This is a genomic window from Brenneria tiliae, assembly GCF_023347575.1.
Classification (GTDB): Bacteria; Pseudomonadota; Gammaproteobacteria; order Enterobacterales; family Enterobacteriaceae; genus Brenneria; species Brenneria corticis.
The window spans coordinates 181,704-206,316 of record NZ_JAKPCB010000099.1 but is presented as its reverse complement, the minus strand read 5'-3'; the positions used below and the strand labels follow the sequence as shown (position 1 = coordinate 206,316).

The following is a 24,613-nucleotide window of genomic DNA, read 5'->3' as shown; positions in this document are numbered from 1 at the left end:
CGTAGCGTAATGATGAAAGGCATTTTAAACTGTGCGCCGCTCCGGAAGCGAATATTGGTGAAAGGTGGTGCTTCACTGCCTTTTTCTTTGACTCTATGCCGTTACGACGTTAATATGCGCGCCCTATGCAAAAGGTAAAATTACCCCTAACCCTTGATGCGGTTCGCACTGCTCAAAAGCGTTTAGATTATGTCGGTATCTATACGTCCGAACAGGTGATGCGTGTTGCCGAGTCAGTGGTGAGTGTGGACGGTGATGTTCAGGCGTCTTTGTCTTTCAATATCGATAATCAACGCCTGGCGGTGATTGACGGTAGCGCGGATGTTAATGTCACATTAATGTGCCAGCGCTGCGGAAAGCCATTTGAGCATCAGGTTCATGCGACGTTTTGTTTTAGCCCGGTCATCAATGATGAACAGGCCGAAGCTTTACCGGAAGCGTACGAGCCGATCGAAGTCGATGAGTTTGGCGAAGTCGATCTGCTGGCAATGATTGAAGATGAAATCATCCTGACCTTGCCTATCGCTCCGGTACATGATTCTGAACACTGTGAAGTGTCCGAAGCGGACATGGTGTTCGGCGAGCTGCCTGCAGAGGCGGAAAAGCCGAATCCATTTTCCGTATTAGCCAGTTTAAAGCGTAAGTAATTTAAGGAGTAAGGTCCATGGCCGTACAACAAAACAAACCTAGCCGTTCCAAACGTGGTATGCGTCGTGCTCACGATGCGCTGACCACTTCTTCCGTATCCGTAGATAAAGTTTCCGGCGAAACTCACCTGCGTCACCACATCACTGCGGACGGTTACTACCGCGGTCGCAAGGTCATTGCCAAGTAATTCTTGCGAATTATCAGCAAGGCAATACCTTGACACGCCTAACTCTGGCGTTAGATGCGATGGGCGGGGATTTCGGTCCCTGCGTAACAGTGCCTGCTGCATTGCAGGCACTGGCTTCTAATCCAAATCTCAAGCTGATACTCGTTGGCGATCCTGCTGCGATTACTCCATTACTTGCCAAAGTCGATTCTGATTTGCTCTCCCGGTTAGAGATTATTCCGGCCGAATCGGTTATTGCCAGTGATGCACGGCCGTCGCAGGCCATCCGCGCCAGCCGCGGAACGTCGATGCGCATCGCGCTTGAACTGATTAAAGACGGAAAAGCGCAGGCTTGCGTCAGCGCGGGCAATACCGGCGCGCTGATGGGGCTGGCGAAGCTGCTTATCAAACCGCTTGACGGCATTGAACGGCCCGCGCTGGTTTCCGTACTGCCTCATCAGCAGCATGGCAAAACCGTGGTGCTGGATTTAGGCGCCAACGTCGTATGCGACAGCACCATGCTGGTCCAATTCGCGGTTATGGGGTCGGTAATGGCGGAGGAAGTGCTCGGGCTGCAAAACCCGCGGGTGGCGTTGCTGAACATCGGCGAAGAAGAGAGCAAAGGTTTGGATAACATCCGCGATGCGGCGGCCAAATTAAGAAATACGCCGGCGATTAACTATATTGGTTATCTTGAAGGTAACGAATTGCTGACCGGGAAAACGGATGTCATGGTCTGTGACGGTTTTGTGGGCAATGTCACGTTAAAGACCATGGAGGGTGTGGTCAGAATGTTTCTGTCGCTATTGAAACCCTCCTCTTCCGGCGCCGGGCGCGGGAAAAAGCAGTCCTGGTGGTTACGATGGCTGGGACGTTTGTTACAAAAACGTCTGGCCAGACGTTTCGGTCATTTGAACCCTGACCAATATAATGGTGCTTGTCTGTTAGGATTACGGGGAACCGTAATTAAAAGTCACGGGGCCGCAAACCAACGGGCGTTTGCGGTCGCCATCGCACAGGCGGCGCAGGCGGTACAACGGCAACTTCCCGAGCAAATTGCCGTCCGCTTGAAGGCTGTATTACCTAAGAGTGATTAAGCGTACATGTATACAAAAATAATCGGAACGGGCAGCTATCTGCCCGGGCAAATCAGGACCAACGCTGATTTAGAGAAGATGGTGGATACGTCCGACGAGTGGATCGTCACGCGGACCGGGATCCGTGAGCGGCGCATCGCCGCGCCGGATGAAAATGTGGCGACGATGGGTTACCATGCCGCGCAAAAAGCGCTGGAAATGGCGGACATTGATAAAGAGCAGGTCGGTTTGCTGATCGTGGCCACCACCTCCGCGACGCACGCTTTCCCCAGCGCGGCCTGCGAGGTTCAGCGGCTGCTCGGAATTAAAGATACCATCGCCTTTGATCTGGCCGCGGCCTGCGCGGGTTTTACCTACGCGCTCAGCGTTGCCGATCAGTACATCAAAAATGGCGCGGTGGATTATGCTTTGGTCATCGGTTCTGATACCTTATCGCGCACGCTGGACCCTGAAGATCGCGGTACGCTGATTCTGTTCGGCGACGGCGCGGGCGCCGTTTTACTGTCCGCGTCCGAGCAGCCAGGAATTTTGTCCACCCATCTGCATGCGGATGGGCGCTACGGCGAGCTGTTGACGCTGCCGCACCTGGATCGCAGCCATCCGGAAAATCCGGCCTATCTGACGATGGCCGGCAATGAAGTGTTTAAGGTCGCCGTGACCGAGCTGGCGCATATCGTTGAAGAAACGCTGCGCGCGTCTCAACTGGAGAAAAGCGAGCTGGACTGGCTGGTGCCTCATCAGGCTAATCTGCGCATTATCAGCGCCACGGCCAAAAAATTAGGCATGGGAATGGACAAGGTTGTGGTGACGCTGGATCGTCATGGCAATACGTCGGCGGCTTCCGTTCCCGCCGCGCTGGATGAAGCGGTGCGCGACGGTCGGATTAAACCGGGGCAGCTGGTTCTGCTGGAAGCATTCGGCGGCGGTTTTACCTGGGGCTCCGCGCTGGTTCGTTTTTGATTAAACAGGATTTTTAAAATGACGCAATTTGCAATGGTATTCCCGGGCCAGGGATCGCAAACCGTTGGCATGCTGGCCGAACTGGCGGCGGAATACCCGGTGATTACCGAGACGTTTGCCCAGGCCTCCGCCGTTTTAGGCTATGATCTGTGGCAGCTTACCCAGCAGGGGCCGGTTGAAGAACTGAATAAAACCTGGCAGACCCAGCCCGCGCTGTTGACGGCGTCCGTCGCCATCTGGCGCGTCTGGCAACAGCAGGGCGGGAAAACGCCCGCGCTGCTGGCCGGCCATAGTCTCGGCGAGTACTCCGCGCTGGTTTGCGCCGGCGTGCTGGATTTCCAGCAGGCGGTTCGCCTGGTTGAATTGCGCGGCAAACTTATGCAGGAAGCGGTGCCGGAAGGCGCCGGGGCGATGTACGCGATCATCGGTCTGGATAATGACGCCATCGTTAAAGCCTGTGACGAATCCGCGCAAGGGCAGGTGGTGTCGCCGGTAAACTTTAATTCCCCGGGACAGGTAGTGATCGCCGGGAACAAAGAGGCGGTCGAACGCGCCGGCGCGGCCTGTAAAGCGGCGGGCGCCAAACGCGCGCTGCCTTTGCCGGTAAGCGTTCCGTCGCACTGCGCGTTGATGGAGCCGGCGGCGAAAAAGCTGGCGGTCGCGCTTGAGTCCGTTGATTTCCATGAGCCGACCATCCCCGTGGTCAATAACGTCGATGCGCGGATTGAAACCTCGCCGGAAGCGATCCGCAGCGCGCTGGTGCGCCAGCTTCACCGTCCGGTGCGCTGGACCGAGTGCGTCGAATTTATCGCCTCCCAGGGCGTTGAATCGCTATTGGAAATCGGGCCGGGTAAAGTGCTTACCGGCTTGACTAAACGAATCGTTGCTACCCTGACAGCGGCCGCGGTGAACGATCCTGCTTCTCTGTCGGCGGCGCTTGAAAAATAACCATGGAGAAGACAATGGGTTTTGAAGGAAAAATTGCGCTGGTAACGGGCGCAAGCCGCGGAATAGGGCGGGCTATCGCAGAGACGCTAGTCGCTCGCGGGGCAAAAGTCATTGGTACTGCAACCAGCGATAAGGGTGCGGAAGCAATCAGCGCCTGGCTGGGCGAGAACGGTAAGGGTTATCGACTGAACGTCGCCGATGTGGCTTCAGTGGAAGAAACGCTGGCGCAGATTCGCGCCGAGTTTGGCGAAATCGATATTTTGATTAATAACGCCGGTATTACCCGCGATAATCTGCTGATGCGGATGAAAGAAGACGAATGGCAGGATATTCTGGATACCAATTTGACATCGGTATTCCGACTGTCTAAAGCTGTAATGCGCGCTATGATGAAAAAACGTTTTGGCCGTATCATTACCATCGGCTCGGTGGTCGGAACGATGGGTAATGCCGGGCAGGCAAACTACGCGGCGGCAAAGGCCGGGCTGATTGGTTTCAGCAAGTCCCTTGCGCGTGAAGTCGCCTCCCGTGGCATTACGGTTAACGTTGTTGCGCCTGGTTTTATTGAAACAGATATGACTCAGACGTTGACAGAAGAACAGCGAGCAGGCATTTTGAGCCAGGTTCCCGCTAACCGGCTTGGTGCCGCTAAAGAAATCGCCAGTGCTGTTGCATTTTTAGCCTCTGATGAGGCGGGTTACATTACCGGCGAAACATTGCATGTCAATGGCGGCATGTATATGATCTAAAAAGCACGACAATTATTTGCGTTATTTGCGGTGATAACCGCAAAATAGCACAAAATCGTGGTTCGACCAGCCGGGATTTTGTTGCATCTTTTTCAACATTTTATACACTACGAAAACCATCGCGAAAGCGAGTTTTGATAGGAAATTTAAGAGTATGAGCACTATCGAAGAACGCGTTAAGAAAATCATCGTTGAACAGCTTGGTGTTAAGCAGGAAGAAGTCGTAAACAATGCTTCTTTCGTTGACGACCTCGGCGCTGATTCTCTTGACACCGTTGAGCTGGTAATGGCGCTGGAAGAAGAATTTGATACAGAAATTCCAGACGAAGAAGCTGAAAAAATCACGACTGTTCAGGCAGCCATTGATTTTATTCAGGCTAACCAGCAGTAAGCGAACATATCTAGGCGGTCATTCGACCGCCTAAGTTTTTTGTCCCGCGGCGTCATATTTTCCCTCCCTGGAGGACAAGCGTGTCTAAGCGTCGAGTAGTTGTGACCGGACTGGGCATGTTATCTCCTGTCGGCAATACAGTTGAGTCCACCTGGAGTGCTCTTCTTGCCGGTCAGAGTGGCATCAGCCCGATCGACCATTTCGATACCAGTGCCTATGCAACCCGTTTTGCCGGGCTGGTAAAGGATTTTAACTGTGAGGAATTCATTTCGCGCAAAGAAGCGCGCAAGATGGATGCCTTTATCCAATACGGCATCGCCGCCGGCATTCAGGCCATGCGCGATTCCGGTCTTGAAGTAACGGAAGAGAACGCGCCGCGCATCGGTGCGGCGATCGGTTCCGGCATTGGCGGTCTGGGTCTTATTGAAGAGAACCACAGTTCGCTGGTGAAGGGCGGTCCGCGTAAAATCAGTCCGTTCTTCGTGCCTTCAACCATCGTCAACATGGTTGCCGGGCATCTCACCATCATGTACGGATTACGCGGTCCGAGCATTTCCATCGCCACCGCCTGTACCTCGGGCGTGCATAACATCGGCCATGCGGCGCGTATCATTGCCTATAACGACGCCGACGTCATGGTCGCCGGCGGCGCGGAAAAAGCCAGTACGCCGCTCGGCGTGGGTGGTTTTGGCGCGGCGCGCGCGCTATCGACCCGTAACGATAACCCGCAGGCGGCAAGCCGTCCGTGGGATAAAGACCGCGACGGTTTCGTGCTGGGAGACGGCGCCGGTATCATGGTGCTGGAAGAGTTCGAACACGCCAAAAAACGCGGCGCCAAGATTTATGCGGAAATCGTCGGGTTTGGCATGAGCAGCGACGCCTATCATATGACGTCGCCGCCGGCGGACGGCGCCGGAGCGGCGTTGGCGATGGAAAATACGCTGCGCGACGCGGGCATCGCGGCGTCGCAAATCGGTTATATCAACGCGCACGGCACGTCCACCTCCGCGGGTGACCGGGCTGAGACGCAGGCGGTCAAAGCCGTGTTCGGCGCAGATGCCGGTCGGGTATTGGTCAGCTCGACGAAATCGATGACCGGTCATTTGCTGGGCGCGGCCGGGGCGATAGAGTCGATCTTCAGCATCCTGGCGCTGCGCGATCAGGCGATCCCCCCGACAATCAATCTGGACAACCCGGATGAAGGCTGCGATCTGGATTTCGTGCCCCACGAGGCGCGTCAGGTGAGCAATCTGGAGTACACGTTGTGTAACTCCTTCGGTTTCGGCGGCACCAACGGTTCGCTATTATTCCGTAAGCTGTGATCGTCAACGTCTTGTAAAAAACCCGGTTTCCGGGTTTGAGGTTGCTGACAAACCCACTCCGCCATAGTCATCCCCGCGCAGGCGGGGATCTGCTTTCAGCTAATGCGTTGATATCAGGAAGATTCCTGCCTACGCAGGAATGACGGATTTGGATTCGCTATTACCGATGGCTACTTTGTCAATGGTCTGAAACCCGGTTTCCGGGTTTTTTTTGTGTTGTGACGAACCATTCGTGGTTGCCCCCCTACTTGCGCAAAATCGGACTGGGTGACTTGTGTGCCCCTCCCGTTTGCTGGCAAGCTGACGGCACGTAGCCGAAGGGAAGAGATAGATGCAGTGGATTAATGGTCGCATACAGGAACAGTTAGCGGTGTCGGATCGCGGCACCCAGTTTGGCGACGGGTGTTTTACCACCGCCCGAGTGCGCGATGGCGAGATCGTATGGCTTGACAGGCATCTGGCTCGCTTACGGCAGGCGGCGGAACGTTTGATGCTGCCCGCCATTGACTGGCCGTCATTGCGGCAGGAGATGAACCTGGCGGCGCAAGGTCGCAGTGAAGGCATCGTTAAGGTCATGCTTACCCGGGGAGCGGGCGGACGGGGATATGGCATTCAGGGCTGCGATAGCCCGACGCGGATCGTGATGCAGGCGGACTATCCCGGTCATTATGCCCATTGGCGCGAGCGGGGTATCAGCCTGCGCCTCAGTTCGGTTGCATTAGCCAGAAGCCGGTTGCTGGCGGGTATAAAGCATCTGAATCGCCTGGAACAGGTTCTGATTCGTATCGATCTAGAACAGCGCGCGGCCGATGAGGTCCTGGTGCTTGACACCGCCGGGACGCTGGTGGAATGCTGTGCGGCTAATTTGTTCTGGCGCAAGGGAAATCGCGTGTATACGCCGGATTTATCCTATGCCGGGGTGGATGGCGTAGCCAGACAACACATCATTTCACTGCTGGCGGGTTCTGATTTTGAACTGCGTATTGTTGCCGAGCCGGTAGACACGCTGGCGGATGCGGATGAGGTGATTATCTGTAACGCATTAATGCCGATTGTTCCCGTAAACCAGGCCGAGACCTGGCGTTATCGCTCCAGAGATCTGTACCGGTTTCTGAGCCCTGACCGTTAGCCGTTGGTTGATTTATGAACAAAAAGAAGATTGTTATTCTGCTGCCGGCGCTATTGTTGCTGGCCCTGTTGTTGCTGTGGCAGAGAGTACAGCAGTTTGCCGCTTCGCCGCTGGTCATCAAACAGGAAACCATTTTTACCCTCCCGGCCGGCACCGGCCGTGACGGATTGGAGAAATTACTGCTGGACCAGCAGGTGATCGCCGACGGAGCCCTGTTTCCCTGGCTGCTGCGCATTGAGCCGGAACTGGCGAACTTCAAGGCGGGAACCTACCGCTTTACGCCGGCGATGACGGTGCGCGAGATGCTGGCGCTGTTATCCAGCGGCAAAGAGGCGCAGTTCGCTATTCGCTTTGTTGAAGGCTCCCGCTTGAAGGAATGGCTCGAAACGCTGCGTCAGTCTCCCTATATTAAACATACGCTGGCGGATAAAAGCGTGCGTGAGATTGCCGAACAGTTGGGGATAAAGGATAAACCCAATCCGGAAGGGTGGTTCTATCCCGATACCTATATGTACACCGCCGATACCGCCGACAGCGCCTTGCTGCAACGCGCCCATCAGCGCATGAAGAAAACGGTGGACGAGGTATGGAAAGGGCGTGAGGATGGGTTACCCTATAAAACGCCCGATGAACTGTTAACCATGGCATCGGTGATCGAGAAAGAGACGGCGGTCAGCGCAGAACGCCCGCAGGTGGCGTCCGTTTTCGTCAACCGCCTGCGCGTCGGTATGCGGTTGCAAACCGATCCGACGGTTATTTACGGCATGGGTGACGCCTATACGGGCGTGATTACCCGCAAGGCGCTGGATACGCCGACGCCCTACAATACCTACGTGATTTCCGGTTTGCCGCCGACGCCGATAGCCATGCCGGGAAAAGCGTCGCTGGATGCGGCCGCGCATCCGGCTAAAACGTCGTACCTATACTTTGTGGCCGACGGCAAAGGCGGACACAGCTTCACCACCAACCTTGCAGACCATAATCGTGCTGTAAGGCAATACCGCTCAGCGTTAAAGGAACGGGATGGACAACAGTAAATTTATCGTCTTGGAAGGTTTGGAAGGCGCGGGGAAAACCAGCGCGCGCAACGTGGTGGTCGAGACGCTGGGCGAGTACGGCGTTGATAGGGTGATTTTTACCCGTGAACCCGGCGGCACGCCGCTGGCGGAAAAGCTGCGTGAGCTGATCAAGCAGGGGACGGCCGACGAGAAGGTGACGGATAAAGCCGAAATTCTGATGCTGTATGCCGCCCGCGTCCAACTGGTGGAAAATGTGATTAAACCGGCGCTGGCTCAGGGAAACTGGGTGATTGGCGACCGTCACGACCTCTCCTCCCAGGCCTATCAGGGAGGCGGGCGCGGCATCGACCCGCAGTTGCTGCTGTCGCTGCGCGACGCGGTGCTGGGGGATTTCCGCCCGGATCTGACGCTGTATCTCGACTTGCCGCCGGCGCTGGGGCTGCAACGCGCCCGTCAGCGCGGGGAACTGGACCGCATCGAGCAGGAGTCGTTCGCCTTTTTTGAGCGAACCCGCGCGCGCTATCAGGCGTTGGCGGCGCAGGATCGCAGCATCATCACCATCGATGCGTCGCAGCCGATGGCGAACGTCCGCGCCGACATTCAGGCGGTATTACGCCAGTGGCTGCGCGACCGGGGATTACACCCGCAGGAATACGCCTGATGGACTGGTATCCCTGGCTTAATGCGTCATACCGTCATCTGATCGGCCAATACCAGGCGGGGCGGGGGCACCACGCCATATTGCTGCATGCATTATCCGGCATGGGGGAGGACTCGCTGGTGTATGCGCTGAGCCGCTGGCTGATGTGCCTGCACCCGGAAGGGATGAAAAGTTGCGGCAAGTGCCATTCCTGTCATCTGATGATCGCCGGGACGCATCCTGACTGGTATGTGCTGAGCCCGGAAAAAGGCAAACAGAGCCTGGGGATCGACCCGGTGCGGGAAGTGCAGGATAAACTGTATCAGCACGCCCGACAGGGCGGATCGAAAGTGATATGGCTGCCGGCGGCGGAGCTGCTCACCGAAGCGGCGGCCAATGCGCTGCTTAAAACGCTGGAGGAACCGCCGCAGGGAACCTATTTTTTGTTTGGCTGCCGTGAGCCCGCTCGTCTGTTGGCGACGCTGCGCAGCCGCTGCCTGTATCATTATCTGGGCGTTCCGGATGAAACGCACAGCATCCTGTGGCTGAATTCGCGCCATCAGCATGATACGCAGGCGCTGCGCACCGCGTTAAGATTGCAGGCCGGCGCCCCGCTGGCGGCGGAGAAACTGTTGCAAGCGGAACGATGGCGGCAGCGTACGGCGCTATGCCAGGCCTTCTTCGCCGCGCTCTCCTCGCACGATCTGCTGTCGCTGACGCCGCAGCTTAATCATGATGATGCCGCCGAGCGTATTCACTGGCTGGCATCGCTGCTGCTGGATGCGCTGAAGTGGCAGCAGGGGGCGGGAGATCATCTGGTGAATCTGGATCAGGCGGCGTTGATTGAACGTCTGGCCAATGAATCCGCCAATCCTCAGCTACAGTACGAACTGCATCAATGGCTGGCCTGCCGGCAAAAATTACTGACGATAGCCGCGGTGAACCGTGAGCTATTATTAACCGAGCGCTTGCTTGACGGCGAACAGAGCCTGTCCACGCCTCTCCAGCGGCGCTTTAACCCCTTTTCCGCATAATCGATTTCGAGTAAATAGCATGTTGTTAGTTGATTCCCATTGCCATCTTGACGGGCTGGATTATCAGTCATTGCATAAAAACGTCGCCGACGTACTGGATAAAGCCAAACGGCGCGACGTTGGCTTCATCCTGGCGGTTGCCACTACGCTTCCCGGATTCCGCGCCATGACGCAGCTGATCGGCGAGCGGGATAACGTCGCCTTCTCCTGCGGCGTTCATCCGTTAAATCAGGATGCGCCCTACGATTACGCCGAGCTGCGCCGGCTTGCCGCGTCCGATAGCGTCGTGGCGCTGGGGGAGACGGGGCTGGATTACCACTATCAGGAAGAGACGAAAGCGCAGCAGCAGGCATCGTTTCGCGAGCACATTCGTATCGGCAATCAGCTGGACAAGCCGGTTATCGTCCATACCCGCGAGGCGCGGGAAGATACGCTGGCGATTCTGCAAGAAGAGCAGGCGGAGAAGTGCGGCGGCGTGCTGCACTGTTTTACCGAAGATTTAGCCACGGCGAAGACCCTGTTGGATATGGGGTTCTATATTTCGTTTTCCGGCATTGTCACATTCCGCACTGCGGAAGCGCTGCGCGAGGTGGCGCGCTATGTGCCGCTGGATCGGATGCTGATTGAAACGGATTCCCCCTGGCTGGCGCCGGTTCCTTATCGGGGACAGGAGAATCAGCCCGCCTATGTCCGTGATGTGGCGGAGTATTTGTCCGTATTGAAAGGCGTAACGCTGGAGAGTCTGGCGGCGGCCACCACCGAGAATTTTTCCCGTCTGTTCCATATCGATTCGGCACGGTTGACCACCGGGTAATAGTGGTTGAGAATAGCCGAGTTTTTTTGGGCTGTGTAATTAATAGCGCTAAATACGCACTCTGGATAAGGCTTTGCTCTCCGGGGGTGGGTGTTTTTTAGTCATATGTCATTAATAAGCTTAATTTATGCGCTTTTAAGACTTGCCGGCTTGTTGAAACGTGATAGCAGTCAAACACTGCCGGCGCTATTTATTTTACTCTGCGTAAAAATTAAAGGGGGCTAAGACACCCCGATAGGTAAAGGGTCTTTCCCCACCTTTACGCATATGAAGCATCAAGCAGTAAAAGTACTATTACTCAGGAGCACACTCAATTATGTTCAAGAATGCATTCGCAAACCTGCAAAAAGTAGGTAAGTCGCTAATGCTGCCGGTATCCGTATTGCCTATCGCAGGTATCCTGCTGGGCGTCGGGGCGGCAAATTTCAGCTGGCTACCTGCCGTTGTTTCTCACGTTATGGCGGAGGCCGGCGGGTCGGTTTTCGCCAATATGCCGCTGATTTTCGCTATTGGCGTGGCGCTGGGCTTCACCAATAACGACGGCGTATCGGCGCTGGCAGCGGTGGTGGCCTATGGCATCATGGTGAAAACCATGGCGGTGGTCGCCCCTCTGGTTCTGCATCTGTCGGCGGCGGAGATTGAATCCCAGCACCTGGCGGACACCGGGGTGCTAGGCGGTATCATCGCCGGCTCCATCGCGGCTTATATGTTTAACCGCTTTTATCGTATTCAACTGCCGGAATACCTCGGCTTCTTCGCCGGCAAACGTTTTGTGCCGATCATTTCCGGTCTGGCGGCGATCGTCCTGGGTATTGTGCTGTCATTTATCTGGCCGCCGGTGGGACGCGCCATTCAGGCGTTCTCCCAATGGGGCGCCTATCAGAACCCGGTGGTGGCGTTCGGCCTGTACGGCCTTGTTGAACGCTCGCTGGTGCCTTTCGGTCTGCACCACATCTGGAACGTGCCTTTCCAGATGCAGATTGGCGAATTCACCAACGCCGCCGGCCAGGTGTTCCACGGCGATATTCCGCGTTATATGGCGGGCGACCCGACCGCGGGTAAATTATCCGGCGGCTTCCTGTTCAAAATGTACGGTCTGCCGGCCGCCGCCATTGCCATCTGGCACTCCGCCAAACCGGAGAATCGTGCCAAAGTGGGCGGTATCATGATCTCCGCGGCGCTGACCTCTTTCCTTACCGGGATCACCGAGCCTATCGAGTTCTCGTTCCTGTTCGTGGCGCCGATTCTGTATGCGATCCATGCGATTCTGGCCGGTCTGGCGTTCCCGATTTGTATCCTGCTGGATATGCGTGACGGCACCAGCTTCTCGCACGGCCTGATCGACTTTGTGGTGCTGAGCGGCAACGGCAGCAATCTGTGGCTGTTCCCGATCGTCGGTCTGGGCTATGCGTTGATTTACTACACGGTGTTCCGCGTGCTGATTGCCAAGCTGAACCTGAAAACGCCCGGTCGCGAAGACTCGTCCTCCGAACAGGTCGCTCAGGGAAGCAGCGAAAGGGCGGCGGCGCTGGTTAGCGCGTTCGGCGGCAAAGAAAACATCACCAACCTGGATGCCTGCATTACTCGTCTGCGTGTGAGCGTGGCCGATGTATCAAAAGTCGATCAGGCTGGCTTGAAACAGTTGGGCGCGGCTGGCGTGGTAGTGGCCGGTTCTGGCGTTCAGGCGATTTTCGGCACCAAGTCCGATAACCTGAAAACCGATATGGACGAGTTCATTCGTAATAGCTAATTAGTTAGTTGGAAAGATTCAACAGGGCGAAAGCCTGTTAATGCCGGACGCTTAAGGTGTCCGGCGTTTTTTTAATGGATATGCAGCATACATCCTTGATTTTTTAGGGACAATCCCCGTCCCATCTCCGCATTAATACCGAGCGGCACGCCCACTTCCCCTGCCGCGCCATTTCCGGCTTTGACCTAAGAAAGTTAGATTAATACATTAAATCATTTAATGTTATTCGGTGGAAATCAGCAGAAAAACGCCCCCAATGGCCGCACGGCGTACTGTCTCTATTGCCGAAAAAATCGCACAGAAACGCGGATTATAGCAAAAAGAGGCCGTTTTATGATGCTATATGAAGTTAGCCATTCATATCAATATAACTTAAGTTAACGTCTGGGTTGATTCAGATCAATCCAGACCGGGCTTCCATTTGATTTAAGTGCATTAAAATAATTATAGTTTTTTTAAAATTTTTTTATAAAAAGGGAATGATTCATGTCTAGCCATCGCTCAATATCTTCGCCCAAGAAATTCATCATCGCAAAAGATCTTCTGCTGGACCCCAGCGCATATATTAAAGACTTTGGTCATCAGGCCCTTATTATCTGCGACGTTTTTTTTCTGGAGACGGTCAATTCAACCACTAAATTCAATCTGCAAAAAAACCATGTCGGTGGGGTCATTGAGAAATTCGCGGGCGAATGCACACAAAAAGAAGTCGACCGCCTGTGTCAAATAAGAGAAAAAAAAGGTTGTGACGTCATCGTTGGCATCGGCGGTGGCAAAACATTGGATGCGGCTAAAGCCGTGGCTTACCAACATAAAAAACCTGTCGTCATTGTTCCAACCATTGCTTCTACCGATGCCCCTTGTACCGCCCTGTCCGTCCTGTACAAAGAAAACGGTGAATTTGATAAGTACCTGTTCCTGCTGGAAAATCCGGATACCGTATTAGCCGATCCAAACGTCCTGGTGAAAGCGCCGGCGCGCTTTTTCTCCGCGGGCATCGGCGATGCGTTAGCCACCTACTTTGAAGCCCGCGCCTGCTACGGCGCTGACGGCCTGAACCTGATTTTAAGAAAACCATCGGTAACCGGTATGGCCATCGCCAAACTGTGCTTTGAGCAACTGAAAGCCAACGTCGAACTGGCAATGATTTCTGTGGAAAATAAAGTCAGTTCGCCGGCCTTCGAAGCCTGCCTGGAAGCCACCATTTATAACAGCGGCGTGGGCGCGGAGTCCGGCGGTTTGGCTGCGGCCCATGCGGTGAACAACGGCATGTCCGTGGTGCCGGAACTGCACAGGGCACAGCACGGTGAAAAGGTGGTCTTCGGTCTTTTAACGCAATTGGTGCTGGAAAATGCGCCGCAAGAAGAGCTGGAAGAGGTCATCAAAATAATCAAGATCGCCAAACTGCCGCTGTGTCTGGAAGACTTTGGTCTGATGGAATGGAAAGAAAAAGATTGGCGCGCCGTTGCTGAAGTTGCCTGCGCTGAAGGCGACACGATGAGCAACATGGTAAAAAAAGTTACGGCGAACGATGTCTATGACGCCATGAAGATTGCAGATTCGCTGGGTAAATACTATCGCGATAAATAAGCGGCCCTGTGGTTAACGTCGCTCGTTTAAAGGGCGTGATAGTGTAAAAAAGGTTCATGACTTTCATGGACCTTTTTTATGGCGTCGCTGGCGAAATATCCAGTTGCGACACAAATAGACGAAGAAGGTTGAAAGAAATGGAATATGTCACTCATACTGCCTACACGACTTTGATCCGCTCTGGTTTTAAAAAGGAAATCAATCATGGCTGAAGAAACCATTTTTAGTAAAATTATCCGCCGGGAAATTCCCGCCGATATCGTCTATCAGGATGAACTGGTGACCGCCTTTCGCGACATTTCGCCACGCACGCCGACCCATATTCTTATCGTGCCCAACGTATTGATCCCCACGGTTAATGACGCGACGGCCGAGCATGAAGCCGCGCTGGGGCGGATGATTACGGTTGCCGGGAAAATCGCCCGCCAGGAGGGGATTGCGGATGACGGCTATCGCCTGATTATCAACTGCAACCGGCACGGCGGGCAGGAGGTTTACCATGTCCATCTGCACCTGCTCGGCGGCCGCCCGTTAGGGCCTTTGCTGGCCGAGCGGACGTAATCGCCGATGCGCAATCCGCTGAGTCAATGTCTGTCGGTACTGTTGATGCTGGGGGTGCTGGCCGGTTGCGGCGCGCCCAGGGTGCTCACCATAAATGAACGCCAGACGCTGGTGCTGGATGCGCCGCTATTGTCGGCGGGGATTACCGCCGGGAATCCTTCACTGGCTAGGGTGAATGGTGAAAAACGCGCGTCTTCCGTCGTCAGCAATAGTACGCGCCGGCCGGTCACCGTACATTATCGTTTCTATTGGTATGACGACAAAGGCCTGGACGTATTGCCTTATGAAGCAGCCCGAACCGTGGTGATCCCGCCCGAGGCGGAGATCAGCGTGGTTTCGACGCGCGGCAACCCTGACGTGCGCCAGGTTCGCCTTCATCTGTTTTTATAATGGTGTGTTGAGAGAGGAAACATGAAAAAGTATCTATGGGTAGTGCTGGCGGCGCTGGTGTTGACGGGGTGTCCCAGCCGACCGCCGGAGCCCACGGAGCCGCCCGCGACGATTGAACCGGTAGAGCCGGAAGTCCCGATAACGCCGCCGCCGGGCGAGCAGGTTCCGCCGCCGCCCAAAATCCAGACGCTGAATTGGGATGCCAGCATTAATCCGCTGGTCGCCCAGATGTTGCAGGCGGGCGGCGTGGCGCCGGGCAGCATCCTGTTGCTGGACAGCGTAAAAAACAACACCAACGGGGCGTTGCCGACGGCGAAAGCCAATAGCGCGCTGTATAATGCGCTGTCGGCCAGCAATACCTTTACGCTGGTGCCGCGGGAACAGGTGAACGCCGCCAAGCAAACGCTGGGGCTGTCGGTTGACGATAGCCTGGGATCGCGCAGCAAGGCGATCGGCCTGGCCCGTTATGTCAGCGCGCAGTATGTGCTGTACAGCGACGTGAGCGGCGATGTGAAATCACCGGCGCTGGATATGCAACTGATGCTGGTGCAGACCGGCGAAATCGTCTGGTCGGGAAATGGTGAAGTCCAACGTTGAACAACGGCTTACCGCGGTTATCAGTAAGCACTTTCCGGCGGCCGAGTCCGCCGGTTTTCATTTATCTCCCGTCGGCGGATTAAGCAGCGAAAGCTGGCGTATCCGCTCGGCGCAATTCGATGGGCTGGCGCGTCCGCAGTCGGCGTCCGGGCGCCTGTCGGGCAGCGATCGGCAGCGCGAGTTTCGTCTGCTGCGGCAGATGGCGCGCGTGGGGCTGGCGCCGCGTCCGCTGTTGTGGCGGGACGGCTGGCTGATTATCGAGTGGGCGGCAGGGCGCGCGGCGACGGAAGCGGAGTTTTCCGCCGCGCTGAGCGATGGCGAATTGGCCGGTTATCTCGCCCAGATTCATCAGCGGCCGCCCAGCGGCTATTCGCTGGCCCTGAAGCCGCTGTTCGCCAGCCACTGGCAGCAGATGGACCATCGCCGCCGTTCACCGGCGCTGTTGCGGCTTCATCGCTATTTTCAGCACCGGGCGCTCCCCAAGCCGCTGGCGATTGCGCCGCTGCATCTGGACGTGCATGCGGACAACCTGTTGCTGAGCGATAAGCGGATGATGCTTATCGATTGGGAGTATGCGGCGGATGGCGACATCGCGCTGGAGCTGGCATTTATTGTGCGCGCCAATCAGCTGGACGACGAAACGCAGCGGCGTTTCCTGCAGCGCTATCACCAGCGGCGCCCGGGATTTTCCGTCGCGCGCCTGCAACGGCATACGGCGCAGTGGCTGCCGTGGGTCGATTATCTGGTGCTGATGTGGTTCGAAATCCGCTGGCGGCAGACCAGGCAGGAGAGGTTCCTGCAAGCGCTGGCGCCGCTGCGCCGGCGCCTGGGAATAGGCGAATAACGGCGCGCGAGTACAATATCGGCCCGATAGCGCATCAGGCCGGCATATCAATCAAATCAAGTAATCAATGAGGTTTTCCTTGGGTCCGGTAATGTTAGATGTCGCCAGCTATGAGCTGGATGCTGAAGATCGCGACGTATTAGCCCATCCGCTGGTTGGCGGCGTCATTTTATTCAGCCGAAATTTTCATGATGCGCAACAGCTGCGTGAACTGGTGCGGCAAATCCGTGCGGCGTCGCGTGAGCGTCTGGTGGTGGCGGTGGATCAGGAGGGCGGCCGGGTGCAGCGTTTCCGAGAGGGATTCACCTCCTTGCCGGCGGCCCAGGCGTTTGCCGCGTTGAACGCCGAGCCGGAAGCGTGCCGGCTGGCGCAAGAGGCCGGCTGGGTGATGGCGTCGGAGATGATCGCCATGGATATTGATATCAGCTTTGCGCCGGTGCTGGATATCGGCCACCAGAGCGCGGCGATAGGCGAGCGTTCGTTTCATGCGCAGCCGGAAAAAGCGCTGCAGATGGCGCAGCGCTTTATCGCCGGCATGCACGAAGCGGGAATGAAGGCGACGGGGAAACATTTTCCCGGCCACGGCGCGGTCAGCGCGGACTCGCATAAAGAGACGCCGCGCGATCCCCGGTCGCTGGATGAAATCCGCGCCCGTGATATGCTGATCTTCAGGGAATTGATTCAGCACCGGCGGTTGGACGCGATAATGCCCGCCCACGTTATTTATAGCGCGGCCGACCCGCGGCCGGCCAGCGGATCGCCGTTCTGGCTCAGGCAGGTGCTGCGCCAGGAGCTGGGGTTTGACGGGATCATCTTTTCTGATGACCTGTCGATGGAGGGGGCGGCGGTGATGGGAAGTTATCCGCAACGCGCGCAGGCGTCGCTGGATGCCGGGTGCGACATGATTCTGGTGTGTAATCACCGCGATGGGGCGGTAAGCATTTTGGATAACCTGTCTGCGGTCACGGCGGATCGACTGACCAGCTTATATCATCGGGGTTCTTTCTCCCGAGAACAGTTGCTGGCGTCGCCGCGCTGGAAGCAGGCCAATCAGGCCCTTACCGCGCTCAGCGCCCGCTGGCAGGCGCATAAAGAGAGCGGGAAATAGCGTCTTCCGCTACGCCGTGCGCGACGCGGCGTAGCAAAACAGGGTGAGGATAGCGATGATTATCTATTTGCATGGTTTTGATTCGACCAGTCCCGGCAACCATGAGAAGGTGCTGCAGCTGGAGTTTATTGATGATGACGTCCGGCTGCTGAGCTATAGCACGCTGCACCCGCGTCATGATATGCAACACCTGCTGAAGCAGGTAGATAAAATGATTCGGCAGGCCGACGATGAGCGTCCGCTGATATGCGGCGTCGGGCTGGGCGGCTTCTGGGCGGAGCGGGTTGGTTTCCTGTGCAATATCCGCCAGGTGATTTTCAATCCCAATCTATATCCGCATGAAAATATGGGCGGTAAAATCGATCGCCCGGAAGAGTATCTGGATATTGCGAACAAATGCGTCGCCAATTTCCGCGAGAAAAACCGCCGGCGCTGCCTGGCGATATTATCCCGCGAGGATGAAATGCTCGACAGCCGGCGCAGTGCGCAGGTACTGGGTGACTATTATGACATTATCTGGGATGAGGCGCAGACGCACAAATTCAAGAATATCTCTCCCCATCTGCAACGGATAAAATTATTTAAACTGCTGGATTGAACGCCAATCGGCCATTTCCCGTGCGTCGCCGCGGCAGGCTTGCTCTGGTGACGTTGTCACTATTTTTTCTCTTCTGCTACTACTAATTAGCTGAAATAAAAATGAAATTTCAGGCGGACAGACCCCTGAACTGAAAAAAAATTGATATATATCAATTTTGGTATGACCATATGACCCGGCATGCTATTCTTGCAGCAGATAGCCTATTTAACTTATGCGAACCCTATGTAATATAAGGATATTATTATTTTACCCTTTATTAACCATTGGTTCACAATTTAGGGGGTCATTTTGACAGTACCAAGCAAAAAAATCGTTATTGTCGGCGGGGGAGCCGGCGGACTTGAATTGGCGACCAGTCTGGGTCACAAGCTGGGCCGCAAGAAAAAAGCGCAGGTTACGCTGGTCGACCGCAATCACAGCCATCTGTGGAAACCGCTGCTGCATGAGGTCGCCACCGGATCGCTGGATGACGATATGGACGCGCTGAGCTATCTGGCTCACGCCCGCCATCATTATTTCCAGTTTCAACTGGGCATGCTGACGGATATCGATCGCCAGCAGCAGCATATCCAACTGGCTGAAATCTGCGACGAGCAGGGCGAGGTGCTGGTCGCCGCCCGCAAAATTCCTTATGACATTCTGGTTATCGCATTAGGCAGCACCTCCAATGACTTCGGTACGCCGGGGGTAAAAGAGCACTGCATTTTCCTGGATAACCCGAAACAGGCGCGGCGTTTTCATAATGAAATGCTGAACCTGTTCCTGAAGTTCACCGCCCGGACGGATGAAAAAGAGCGGGTCAATATCGCCATCGTGGGCGGCGGCGCCACCGGGGTGGAACTGTCCGCGGAGCTGCACAACGCGGTGAAACAGCTGCACAGCTACGGCTTTGACGGCCTGGATAAAGAGACGCTGAATGTGACGCTGGTGGAAGCGGGCGAGCGTATTCTGCCGGCATTGCCCGCGCGAATTTCCGCGGCCGCCCATCAGGAGCTGAGCAATATCGGCGTCAGGGTGCTGACCAACACGATGGTGACCAGCGCCGACGCAGGCGGGTTGAATACCAAAGGCGGCGAGTTTATCGAAGCCGATCTGATGGTATGGGCCGCCGGGATCAAGGCGCCTGACGCGATGAAAGAGATCGCCGGTCTGGAAACCAACCGCATCAATCAGCTGGTGGTGGAGCCGACCTTGCAGACCACCCGCGACGCCAATATTTTCGCCATTGGCGACTGCGCCTCCTGTCCGCAGGAAGGCGGCGGTTTTGTTCCGCCGCGGGCGCAGGCCGCTCACCAGATGGCATCGCGCTGCCATAGCAATATCCTGGCGCTATTGAACGGCCAGACGCTAAAACCGTACGTGTATAAAGATCACGGCTCGCTGGTTTCGCTGTCCAAATTCAGTACGGTCGGCAGCCTGATGGGCAATCTGATGCGCGGTTCGGTCATGATAGAAGGGCGCATTGCCCGTTTCGTCTATATCTCGCTCTACCGTATGCACCAGATTGCGTTGCACGGCTATGTTAAAACCGGCCTGATGATGCTGGTGGGCGGTATCAACCGGGTTATTCGTCCGCGCCTTAAATTGCACTGATACGGTAATTCTCCGCCGCCCGCCTTCCGCGGGCGGTTTTATTTCGTAGCGTCCGCCCGCCCTGCCATTCAGTATAAAATATCGCCTATTAATCATTCCCATTAAGATAATTCTTAAATGATGGTTTTTTGTTATCAAAAAAACATATTTGGTTAATAAGTCTTATTGCGGGAGTCAGAAACATTGTGCAGACTTCCCACTGTTTACAGGCGGCGTAGCACGCACGTCGCACATCCTGAATGCGGATCATTCACATTCGGGAGGAACCATCGGGCTCATCGCGTGAAACGCGAGTTGTACTGAATACAGGGCCGCAGATGGGGAATGCGTGGAAATATATTCGGGAGGTATCCTGTGAACAAATCAATGTTAGCGGGTGTGGGTATCGGTGTGGCTGCTGCATTGGGTGTGGCGGCGGTGGCGAGTATGGATGTGTTCTCATCCAAACCGCAATTCGCGCAGGTGCTTACGGCAACACCAATAAAAGAAACGGTAAAAACTCCTCGCCAGGAGTGTCGTAACGTTACCGTCACCAATCGTCGTCCGGTTCAGGATGAACATAAAATTACCGGCTCGGTGCTGGGCGCCGTGGCGGGCGGGGTGCTGGGACACCAGTTCGGCGGCGGTCGCGGCAAAGACGTGGCGACGGTCGCCGGTGCTTTGGCGGGCGGCTATGCCGGTAATAAAGTTCAGGGCAGTATGCAGGAAAACGATACCTACGCGACGACACAGCAGCGTTGTCAGACCGTGTACGACAAATCACAGAAAGTGCTGGGTTATGACGTCACCTATAAAATTGGCGATCAGCAGGGAAAAATCCGTATGGACCGCGATCCCGGAACGCAGATCCCGGTGGATAAAAACGGCCAGCTGATCCTTAACCAACAGAGCTGATCGCTTCAGCCCGGCTAATCTGTCTTTACGCTGCCCTGATAGCGCAATTCTCCGGGCAGCGTTTTTCTTTTATCACTCCCGACTTTGTTTGGCCTTGCGGTCCTGTGCGCGGTGACACTCGATTACAGAATGCGATCGTTCGGCGTTTTAAACAGCGCCTGCATATCGTCGGACATGGCAAAATTCATATTGATGTTTTTGGGCGGGATGGGCTGGGTAAACCAGCGCTGATACCATTTTTCCGCCTCGCCCGAGGTTTGCGCCTGCGCGATAGTCTCATCCATTAGCTTTTTAAAGGCGGGGTCGTTTTTGCGCAGCATGCAGCCATAGGCTTCGTGCGACTGCGGCGTACCGACGATTTCCCATTGATCGGGCTTCTTCGCCTTGGCGCGCTCACCGGCCAGCAGCGGGTCATCCATATAAAAAGCGACCGCGCGTCCGCTTTCCAGCGTGCGGAAGGCGTCGCTGTGATCCTTGGACGAGATGATGCGCATCTGCAGCTTGTTTTTATCATTCAACTGGTTGAGCAGAATTTCGTTGGTGGTGCCGGCGGTGGTGGTGACCGGTTTTCCTGACAGATCCTGAAAGTCATTGACACCGCTTCCCTTTTTGACCAGCAATTTTCCCCCGACGATAAAGATGGAGTTGGAGAAAGCGACCTGTTTCTGCCGTTCCGCATTATTGGTGGTGGAGCCGCATTCAAAATCAATGGTGCCGTTTTGCAACAGCGGAATACGCGTCTGTGAGGTAATGGGCAGCATTTTCACCGTCAGATTGGGCTCGTTAAGCTGTTTTTTCACCGCCTCGACGATCGCATTGGCATACTCCTGCGAGTAGCCGACGACTTTCTGCTGGTTATCGTAATAGGAGAAGGGCACGGAAGATTCACGATGCCCGACGACAATGGTACCGCTGTCCTTGATTTTTTTGAGCGTGTCGGCCGGAATCACTCCGTTTTCGCTGCCGGCGTCCGCGCCATAGGCCGTGTGGCAGACAAGTCCGATCAGAACCAGTGATACCCGTGTTGCTATTTTCATTATGTTCTCCGTGGTGATGTTTGAATTGTAGCCCTGGTGTGCGGCGAATGCGGTAGCGCCTAAATGGGGCCGCGGGATTTCAGGGTTATAAAGCAATATTAGTGCCATATGTCGGGCCCGGACAGGCGGCGACGGCATATCCCTGGCGATGGGCGGCGAAAGGCGGGCGCGGTATCGCCATAACGGCGGGAACATGAGGTCGGATAGAGGGAGGATAAGGGCCGAGCCCTGCGCTGCACTATCAGGGAGCGCTGATATGCACCATACGCCGGGAGAATACCGCCGGAGGGGCATCCCAGGGATAGCCTTATCCGGCACGAATGGGTTAATCGCGCGACAGAATTTCCGCCCAGCGGGCCAGTCCGGCGGTGACCGAGCCGAAGTCGTCGCCGCTGGCGAGGGGGATGCCGGGCAGCAACTGCGCGATGGCCTGGCGCAGCAGCGGCGAACGGGCGCTGCCGCCGGTCAGATAGATAACCTGCGGGCGGGTTTGGCTGCGGTGCAGCGCCAGTTCGATCTGCTGCTGAATACGCTGCAACGGCTGAGCGATGGCCGCACTTAGCTGGCTATTGTCGATGGCGGCGGTGACGCCCGGCTCGACAAAGTGCAGGTCGGCGCCGGCGAGTTCGGCGTCGGACAAGATGATTTTGCTCTCTTCCGCCAGTTGCACCAGACGATAGCCCAGCCGCTGGCGCCACACGGTCAGCAAACGTTTTACCGCCTCGGGCCGGCGGGCGTCGCGTATCATTTCGTTGATTAGCGTGCGGCACGCCGGGCTGTAAAAGTCTTTCTGCGCGGGGATATCGTTAATCGCCACCGCATTCCACCAGGGCTGCGCGGGAAGGGGGATGCCTTTCTCCGTGAGGCCGTTCAGTCCCAGCAGCGGCATTAGTTGCTTGAAGGCCAGCATGATATCCAGATCGTTGCCGCCCACCCGGCAGCCGCTGTGCCCCAACAGACTTTGCTGCCGGTCGCGCCGCCGATGCCACGCGGGGCCCATAAGCAGCATCGAGCAGTCGGTGGTGCCGCCGCCGATATCCACCACCAGCACGCGGGTCTCTTTATCGAGTCTGGCTTCAAAATCCAGCCCGGCGGCAACCGGTTCAAACTGGAACACCACCTGTTGAAAACCGGCGCGCCGCGCGGCGCGTTGCAGAATACCCAGCGCCTGCCGGTTAGCCTCTTCTCCGCCGCTGCTCTGGAAGTTAACCGGACGGCCGATCACCGCCCGAGTGACGGGTTGCGCGAGCTGCCGCTCGGCCTGCTGGCGAATATGCAACATCATGGCGCAGACCAGATCTTCGAACAGGGCGATCTGCTGAGGCTTCAGGCCGCTGGCGCCAAGAAAGGACTTGGGTGACTTAACGAACCAGGTTTCCTGCGGATCGGCGATATAGTGCTGCAATGCGGCCCGCCCGAACTTCACGCTTTCAGGCTGAACGCGGATATCCTCGTCGCGGTTATAGCCGATGGCGCGCCGCAGCAAGAGGGCGTTTTCGCCGCTGGTTTCGACCTGATGATGGCGCCACAGCCATTCGCTGACGGCTTCGCGCGTCGGGGCGCAGAGCAGCGAGGATAAATACGGGGAGTCGTTTTCCAGCGGCAGCAGCCGTGGCGCGCCGTCTTGCACCACCGCCACGGAACAATTGGCCGTGCCATAGTCAAAACCGATAAACATCCTGAATTACCCATGCCAAGGAAAAAGGGTGGGGACTTTACTGCGTTACTCTGCGGGTTGTAAAGGGGGATGTGTGCATCGCCCATCGGCGGCCAGATTTAAAGAATGAAAAAATCGTTCTATAATCAAAAAAGTCTAATACCATCGGTTATATTTTATGTAAAAAATAGAAACGATTATAATCCAGATGATGATAAGTGGGACTGAATAGTTCGGGATGAAATTAAGAATAAGATAAGCTCCAAGTACTATAAATGCAACAGGAATAAGATATATAAAAGATTGCAATAGCCATAATATAACAGCTTTCATTTTTTCAAAATCTCATATAGCGCATCCATGATTTTTTCTTCATTATTATCGCCGGATTTTACTTGATAAATAATTTTAGACATGTAAGGTTCGATTAGAAAATAGAGCATTTCAATGTTTTCTTTGTAGAGAGTCTGGTAATAATCAGCATCCTGATACTGAAGCTTTCTTGCTGCAGATGCCGCTACCTGAGCTTTAGCGTAAAGATTTGTCCCCGTAACAAACCATGAGGCAAAATTGTTAACCATTTTTACATGTGATTCATTGAAGTCTCTTGAACTCATTATGATTTTGGCGATGGTTATAGATAATGCCAATTTACTCGCTTTACCAGAAGAATATGCAGCAGCTTTACCCAGTAACCGTTCTATTTGGGATGAGATATTCTCAACGCCCTGCGGGCCAATGCGGGTTAATACTTTACGGAAGTATATTTCAACCATGTCCAAAACAACGTCGTTGCGATGATAAATCTCTCCCAACGCCATAACCAGTCGGGTATCTTCCCGCCACATATTCCGGCATGAACTACGGTAATATTCGTCTGGCATAAGACAGGAGCCATAGTTAACAAGGCGCTGGCTACCGGACTTAACATTGTATATAGTAGTCATCAGATTCGAATGTATGTCCTTTAATGTTTTTGTTAATGCCATTGCCAGTTTCTTGTTTGATTGCATTTGCAACTGCAAATATGTTTGGGACATTGTACGGTTCCTTGTATCATTCGGCTAAAATAGT

26 protein-coding genes are annotated in these 24,613 nt (G+C 55.4%); 23 read left to right on the top strand and 3 right to left on the bottom strand.

Annotation, left to right across the window (positions count from 1 at the left end):
- Positions 1–125 precede the first annotated feature (125 nt).
- From yceD to MFP24_RS14615, 23 genes are all read left to right on the top strand, one after another.
- Positions 126–647: a 23S rRNA accumulation protein YceD gene (yceD, locus tag MFP24_RS14725; RefSeq protein ID WP_249230984.1), complete on the top strand. Its 522-nt coding sequence runs from the start codon at positions 126–128 to the stop codon at positions 645–647.
- A 17-nt stretch (positions 648–664) separates the two neighbouring features.
- Positions 665–835: a 50S ribosomal protein L32 gene (gene rpmF / locus MFP24_RS14720; protein ID WP_009112338.1), complete on the top strand. Its 171-nt coding sequence runs from the start codon at positions 665–667 to the stop codon at positions 833–835.
- A 29-nt stretch (positions 836–864) separates the two neighbouring features.
- The gene (gene plsX / locus MFP24_RS14715; protein WP_249230985.1) at positions 865–1,911 is read left to right on the top strand and encodes a phosphate acyltransferase PlsX; all 1,047 of its coding nucleotides are present in this window, start codon (positions 865–867) and stop codon (positions 1,909–1,911) included.
- Positions 1,912–1,917: 6 nt separating this feature from the next.
- A complete protein-coding gene (locus tag MFP24_RS14710; protein WP_249230986.1) occupies positions 1,918–2,871 on the top strand; it encodes a beta-ketoacyl-ACP synthase III in 954 nt (317 codons plus the stop codon).
- Positions 2,872–2,889: 18 nt separating this feature from the next.
- Positions 2,890–3,819: an ACP S-malonyltransferase gene (fabD, locus tag MFP24_RS14705; protein WP_249230987.1), complete on the top strand. Its 930-nt coding sequence runs from the start codon at positions 2,890–2,892 to the stop codon at positions 3,817–3,819.
- A gap of 14 nt (positions 3,820–3,833) precedes the next feature.
- Positions 3,834–4,568, top strand: coding sequence for a 3-oxoacyl-ACP reductase FabG (gene fabG / locus MFP24_RS14700; RefSeq protein ID WP_136168020.1), 735 nt, complete (start codon positions 3,834–3,836; stop codon positions 4,566–4,568).
- Between the two features lie 154 nt (positions 4,569–4,722).
- A complete protein-coding gene (acpP, locus tag MFP24_RS14695) occupies positions 4,723–4,959 on the top strand; it encodes an acyl carrier protein (RefSeq protein ID WP_005970506.1) in 237 nt (78 codons plus the stop codon).
- Between the two features lie 80 nt (positions 4,960–5,039).
- Complete coding sequence (gene fabF / locus MFP24_RS14690; protein WP_249230988.1) at positions 5,040–6,281, top strand: beta-ketoacyl-ACP synthase II; 1,242 nt, start codon at positions 5,040–5,042, stop codon at positions 6,279–6,281.
- A gap of 331 nt (positions 6,282–6,612) precedes the next feature.
- Positions 6,613–7,410 carry an aminodeoxychorismate lyase gene (gene pabC / locus MFP24_RS14685; protein ID WP_249230989.1) on the top strand — a complete coding sequence of 266 codons (798 nt, stop codon included), beginning with the start codon at positions 6,613–6,615 and terminating at the stop codon, positions 7,408–7,410.
- A 14-nt stretch (positions 7,411–7,424) separates the two neighbouring features.
- Positions 7,425–8,447 (top strand): endolytic transglycosylase MltG, encoded by a 1,023-nt coding sequence (gene mltG / locus MFP24_RS14680; RefSeq protein ID WP_249230990.1) that lies wholly within the window; start codon positions 7,425–7,427, stop codon positions 8,445–8,447.
- Entirely contained in the window at positions 8,434–9,090 is a 657-nt protein-coding gene (tmk, locus tag MFP24_RS14675) for a dTMP kinase (protein ID WP_249230991.1), read from the top strand. The genes mltG and tmk overlap by 14 nt, the downstream gene beginning before the upstream one ends.
- Positions 9,090–10,103, top strand: coding sequence for a DNA polymerase III subunit delta' (holB, locus tag MFP24_RS14670; RefSeq protein ID WP_249230992.1), 1,014 nt, complete (start codon positions 9,090–9,092; stop codon positions 10,101–10,103). Before tmk ends, holB begins: the two co-directional genes overlap by 1 nt.
- A 19-nt stretch (positions 10,104–10,122) precedes the next feature.
- A complete protein-coding gene (locus MFP24_RS14665; RefSeq protein WP_249230993.1) occupies positions 10,123–10,917 on the top strand; it encodes a metal-dependent hydrolase in 795 nt (264 codons plus the stop codon).
- Positions 10,918–11,233: 316 nt separating this feature from the next.
- Positions 11,234–12,667: a PTS glucose transporter subunit IIBC gene (gene ptsG / locus MFP24_RS14660; RefSeq protein ID WP_249230994.1), complete on the top strand. Its 1,434-nt coding sequence runs from the start codon at positions 11,234–11,236 to the stop codon at positions 12,665–12,667.
- 486 nt (positions 12,668–13,153) lie between these two features.
- The gene (locus tag MFP24_RS14655; RefSeq protein WP_249230995.1) at positions 13,154–14,257 is read left to right on the top strand and encodes a glycerol dehydrogenase; all 1,104 of its coding nucleotides are present in this window, start codon (positions 13,154–13,156) and stop codon (positions 14,255–14,257) included.
- Positions 14,258–14,461: 204 nt separating this feature from the next.
- Complete coding sequence (gene hinT, locus MFP24_RS14650) at positions 14,462–14,818, top strand: purine nucleoside phosphoramidase (protein ID WP_249230996.1); 357 nt, start codon at positions 14,462–14,464, stop codon at positions 14,816–14,818.
- A 6-nt stretch (positions 14,819–14,824) separates the two neighbouring features.
- The gene (locus MFP24_RS14645) at positions 14,825–15,208 is read left to right on the top strand and encodes a YcfL family putative periplasmic lipoprotein (protein ID WP_249230997.1); all 384 of its coding nucleotides are present in this window, start codon (positions 14,825–14,827) and stop codon (positions 15,206–15,208) included.
- Positions 15,209–15,229: 21 nt separating this feature from the next.
- Positions 15,230–15,805 (top strand): penicillin-binding protein activator LpoB, encoded by a 576-nt coding sequence (lpoB, locus tag MFP24_RS14640; RefSeq protein ID WP_249230998.1) that lies wholly within the window; start codon positions 15,230–15,232, stop codon positions 15,803–15,805.
- On the top strand, positions 15,786–16,649 hold the full coding sequence (locus MFP24_RS14635) for a phosphotransferase (RefSeq protein WP_249230999.1): 864 nt from the start codon (positions 15,786–15,788) through the stop codon (positions 16,647–16,649). The genes lpoB and MFP24_RS14635 overlap by 20 nt, the downstream gene beginning before the upstream one ends.
- A gap of 79 nt (positions 16,650–16,728) precedes the next feature.
- The gene (nagZ, locus tag MFP24_RS14630; RefSeq protein WP_249231156.1) at positions 16,729–17,757 is read left to right on the top strand and encodes a beta-N-acetylhexosaminidase; all 1,029 of its coding nucleotides are present in this window, start codon (positions 16,729–16,731) and stop codon (positions 17,755–17,757) included.
- A gap of 55 nt (positions 17,758–17,812) precedes the next feature.
- Positions 17,813–18,355, top strand: coding sequence for an alpha/beta hydrolase YcfP (ycfP, locus tag MFP24_RS14625; RefSeq protein ID WP_249231000.1), 543 nt, complete (start codon positions 17,813–17,815; stop codon positions 18,353–18,355).
- Between the two features lie 291 nt (positions 18,356–18,646).
- Positions 18,647–19,951: an NAD(P)/FAD-dependent oxidoreductase gene (locus MFP24_RS14620; protein WP_249231001.1), complete on the top strand. Its 1,305-nt coding sequence runs from the start codon at positions 18,647–18,649 to the stop codon at positions 19,949–19,951.
- Between the two features lie 354 nt (positions 19,952–20,305).
- Positions 20,306–20,845: a glycine zipper 2TM domain-containing protein gene (locus MFP24_RS14615; protein ID WP_249231002.1), complete on the top strand. Its 540-nt coding sequence runs from the start codon at positions 20,306–20,308 to the stop codon at positions 20,843–20,845.
- Between the two features lie 122 nt (positions 20,846–20,967).
- Here MFP24_RS14615 and MFP24_RS14610 read toward each other — a convergent pair whose 3' ends face one another.
- From MFP24_RS14610 to MFP24_RS14600, 3 genes are all read right to left on the bottom strand, one after another.
- Entirely contained in the window at positions 20,968–21,882 is a 915-nt protein-coding gene (locus tag MFP24_RS14610) for a glutamate/aspartate ABC transporter substrate-binding protein (RefSeq protein ID WP_249231003.1), read from the bottom strand.
- A gap of 325 nt (positions 21,883–22,207) precedes the next feature.
- Complete coding sequence (gene yegD / locus MFP24_RS14605; protein WP_249231004.1) at positions 22,208–23,560, bottom strand: molecular chaperone; 1,353 nt, start codon at positions 23,558–23,560, stop codon at positions 22,208–22,210.
- Between the two features lie 308 nt (positions 23,561–23,868).
- The gene (locus MFP24_RS14600) at positions 23,869–24,579 is read right to left on the bottom strand and encodes a hypothetical protein (RefSeq protein WP_249231005.1); all 711 of its coding nucleotides are present in this window, start codon (positions 24,577–24,579) and stop codon (positions 23,869–23,871) included.
- Positions 24,580–24,613: the final 34 nt, after the last annotated feature.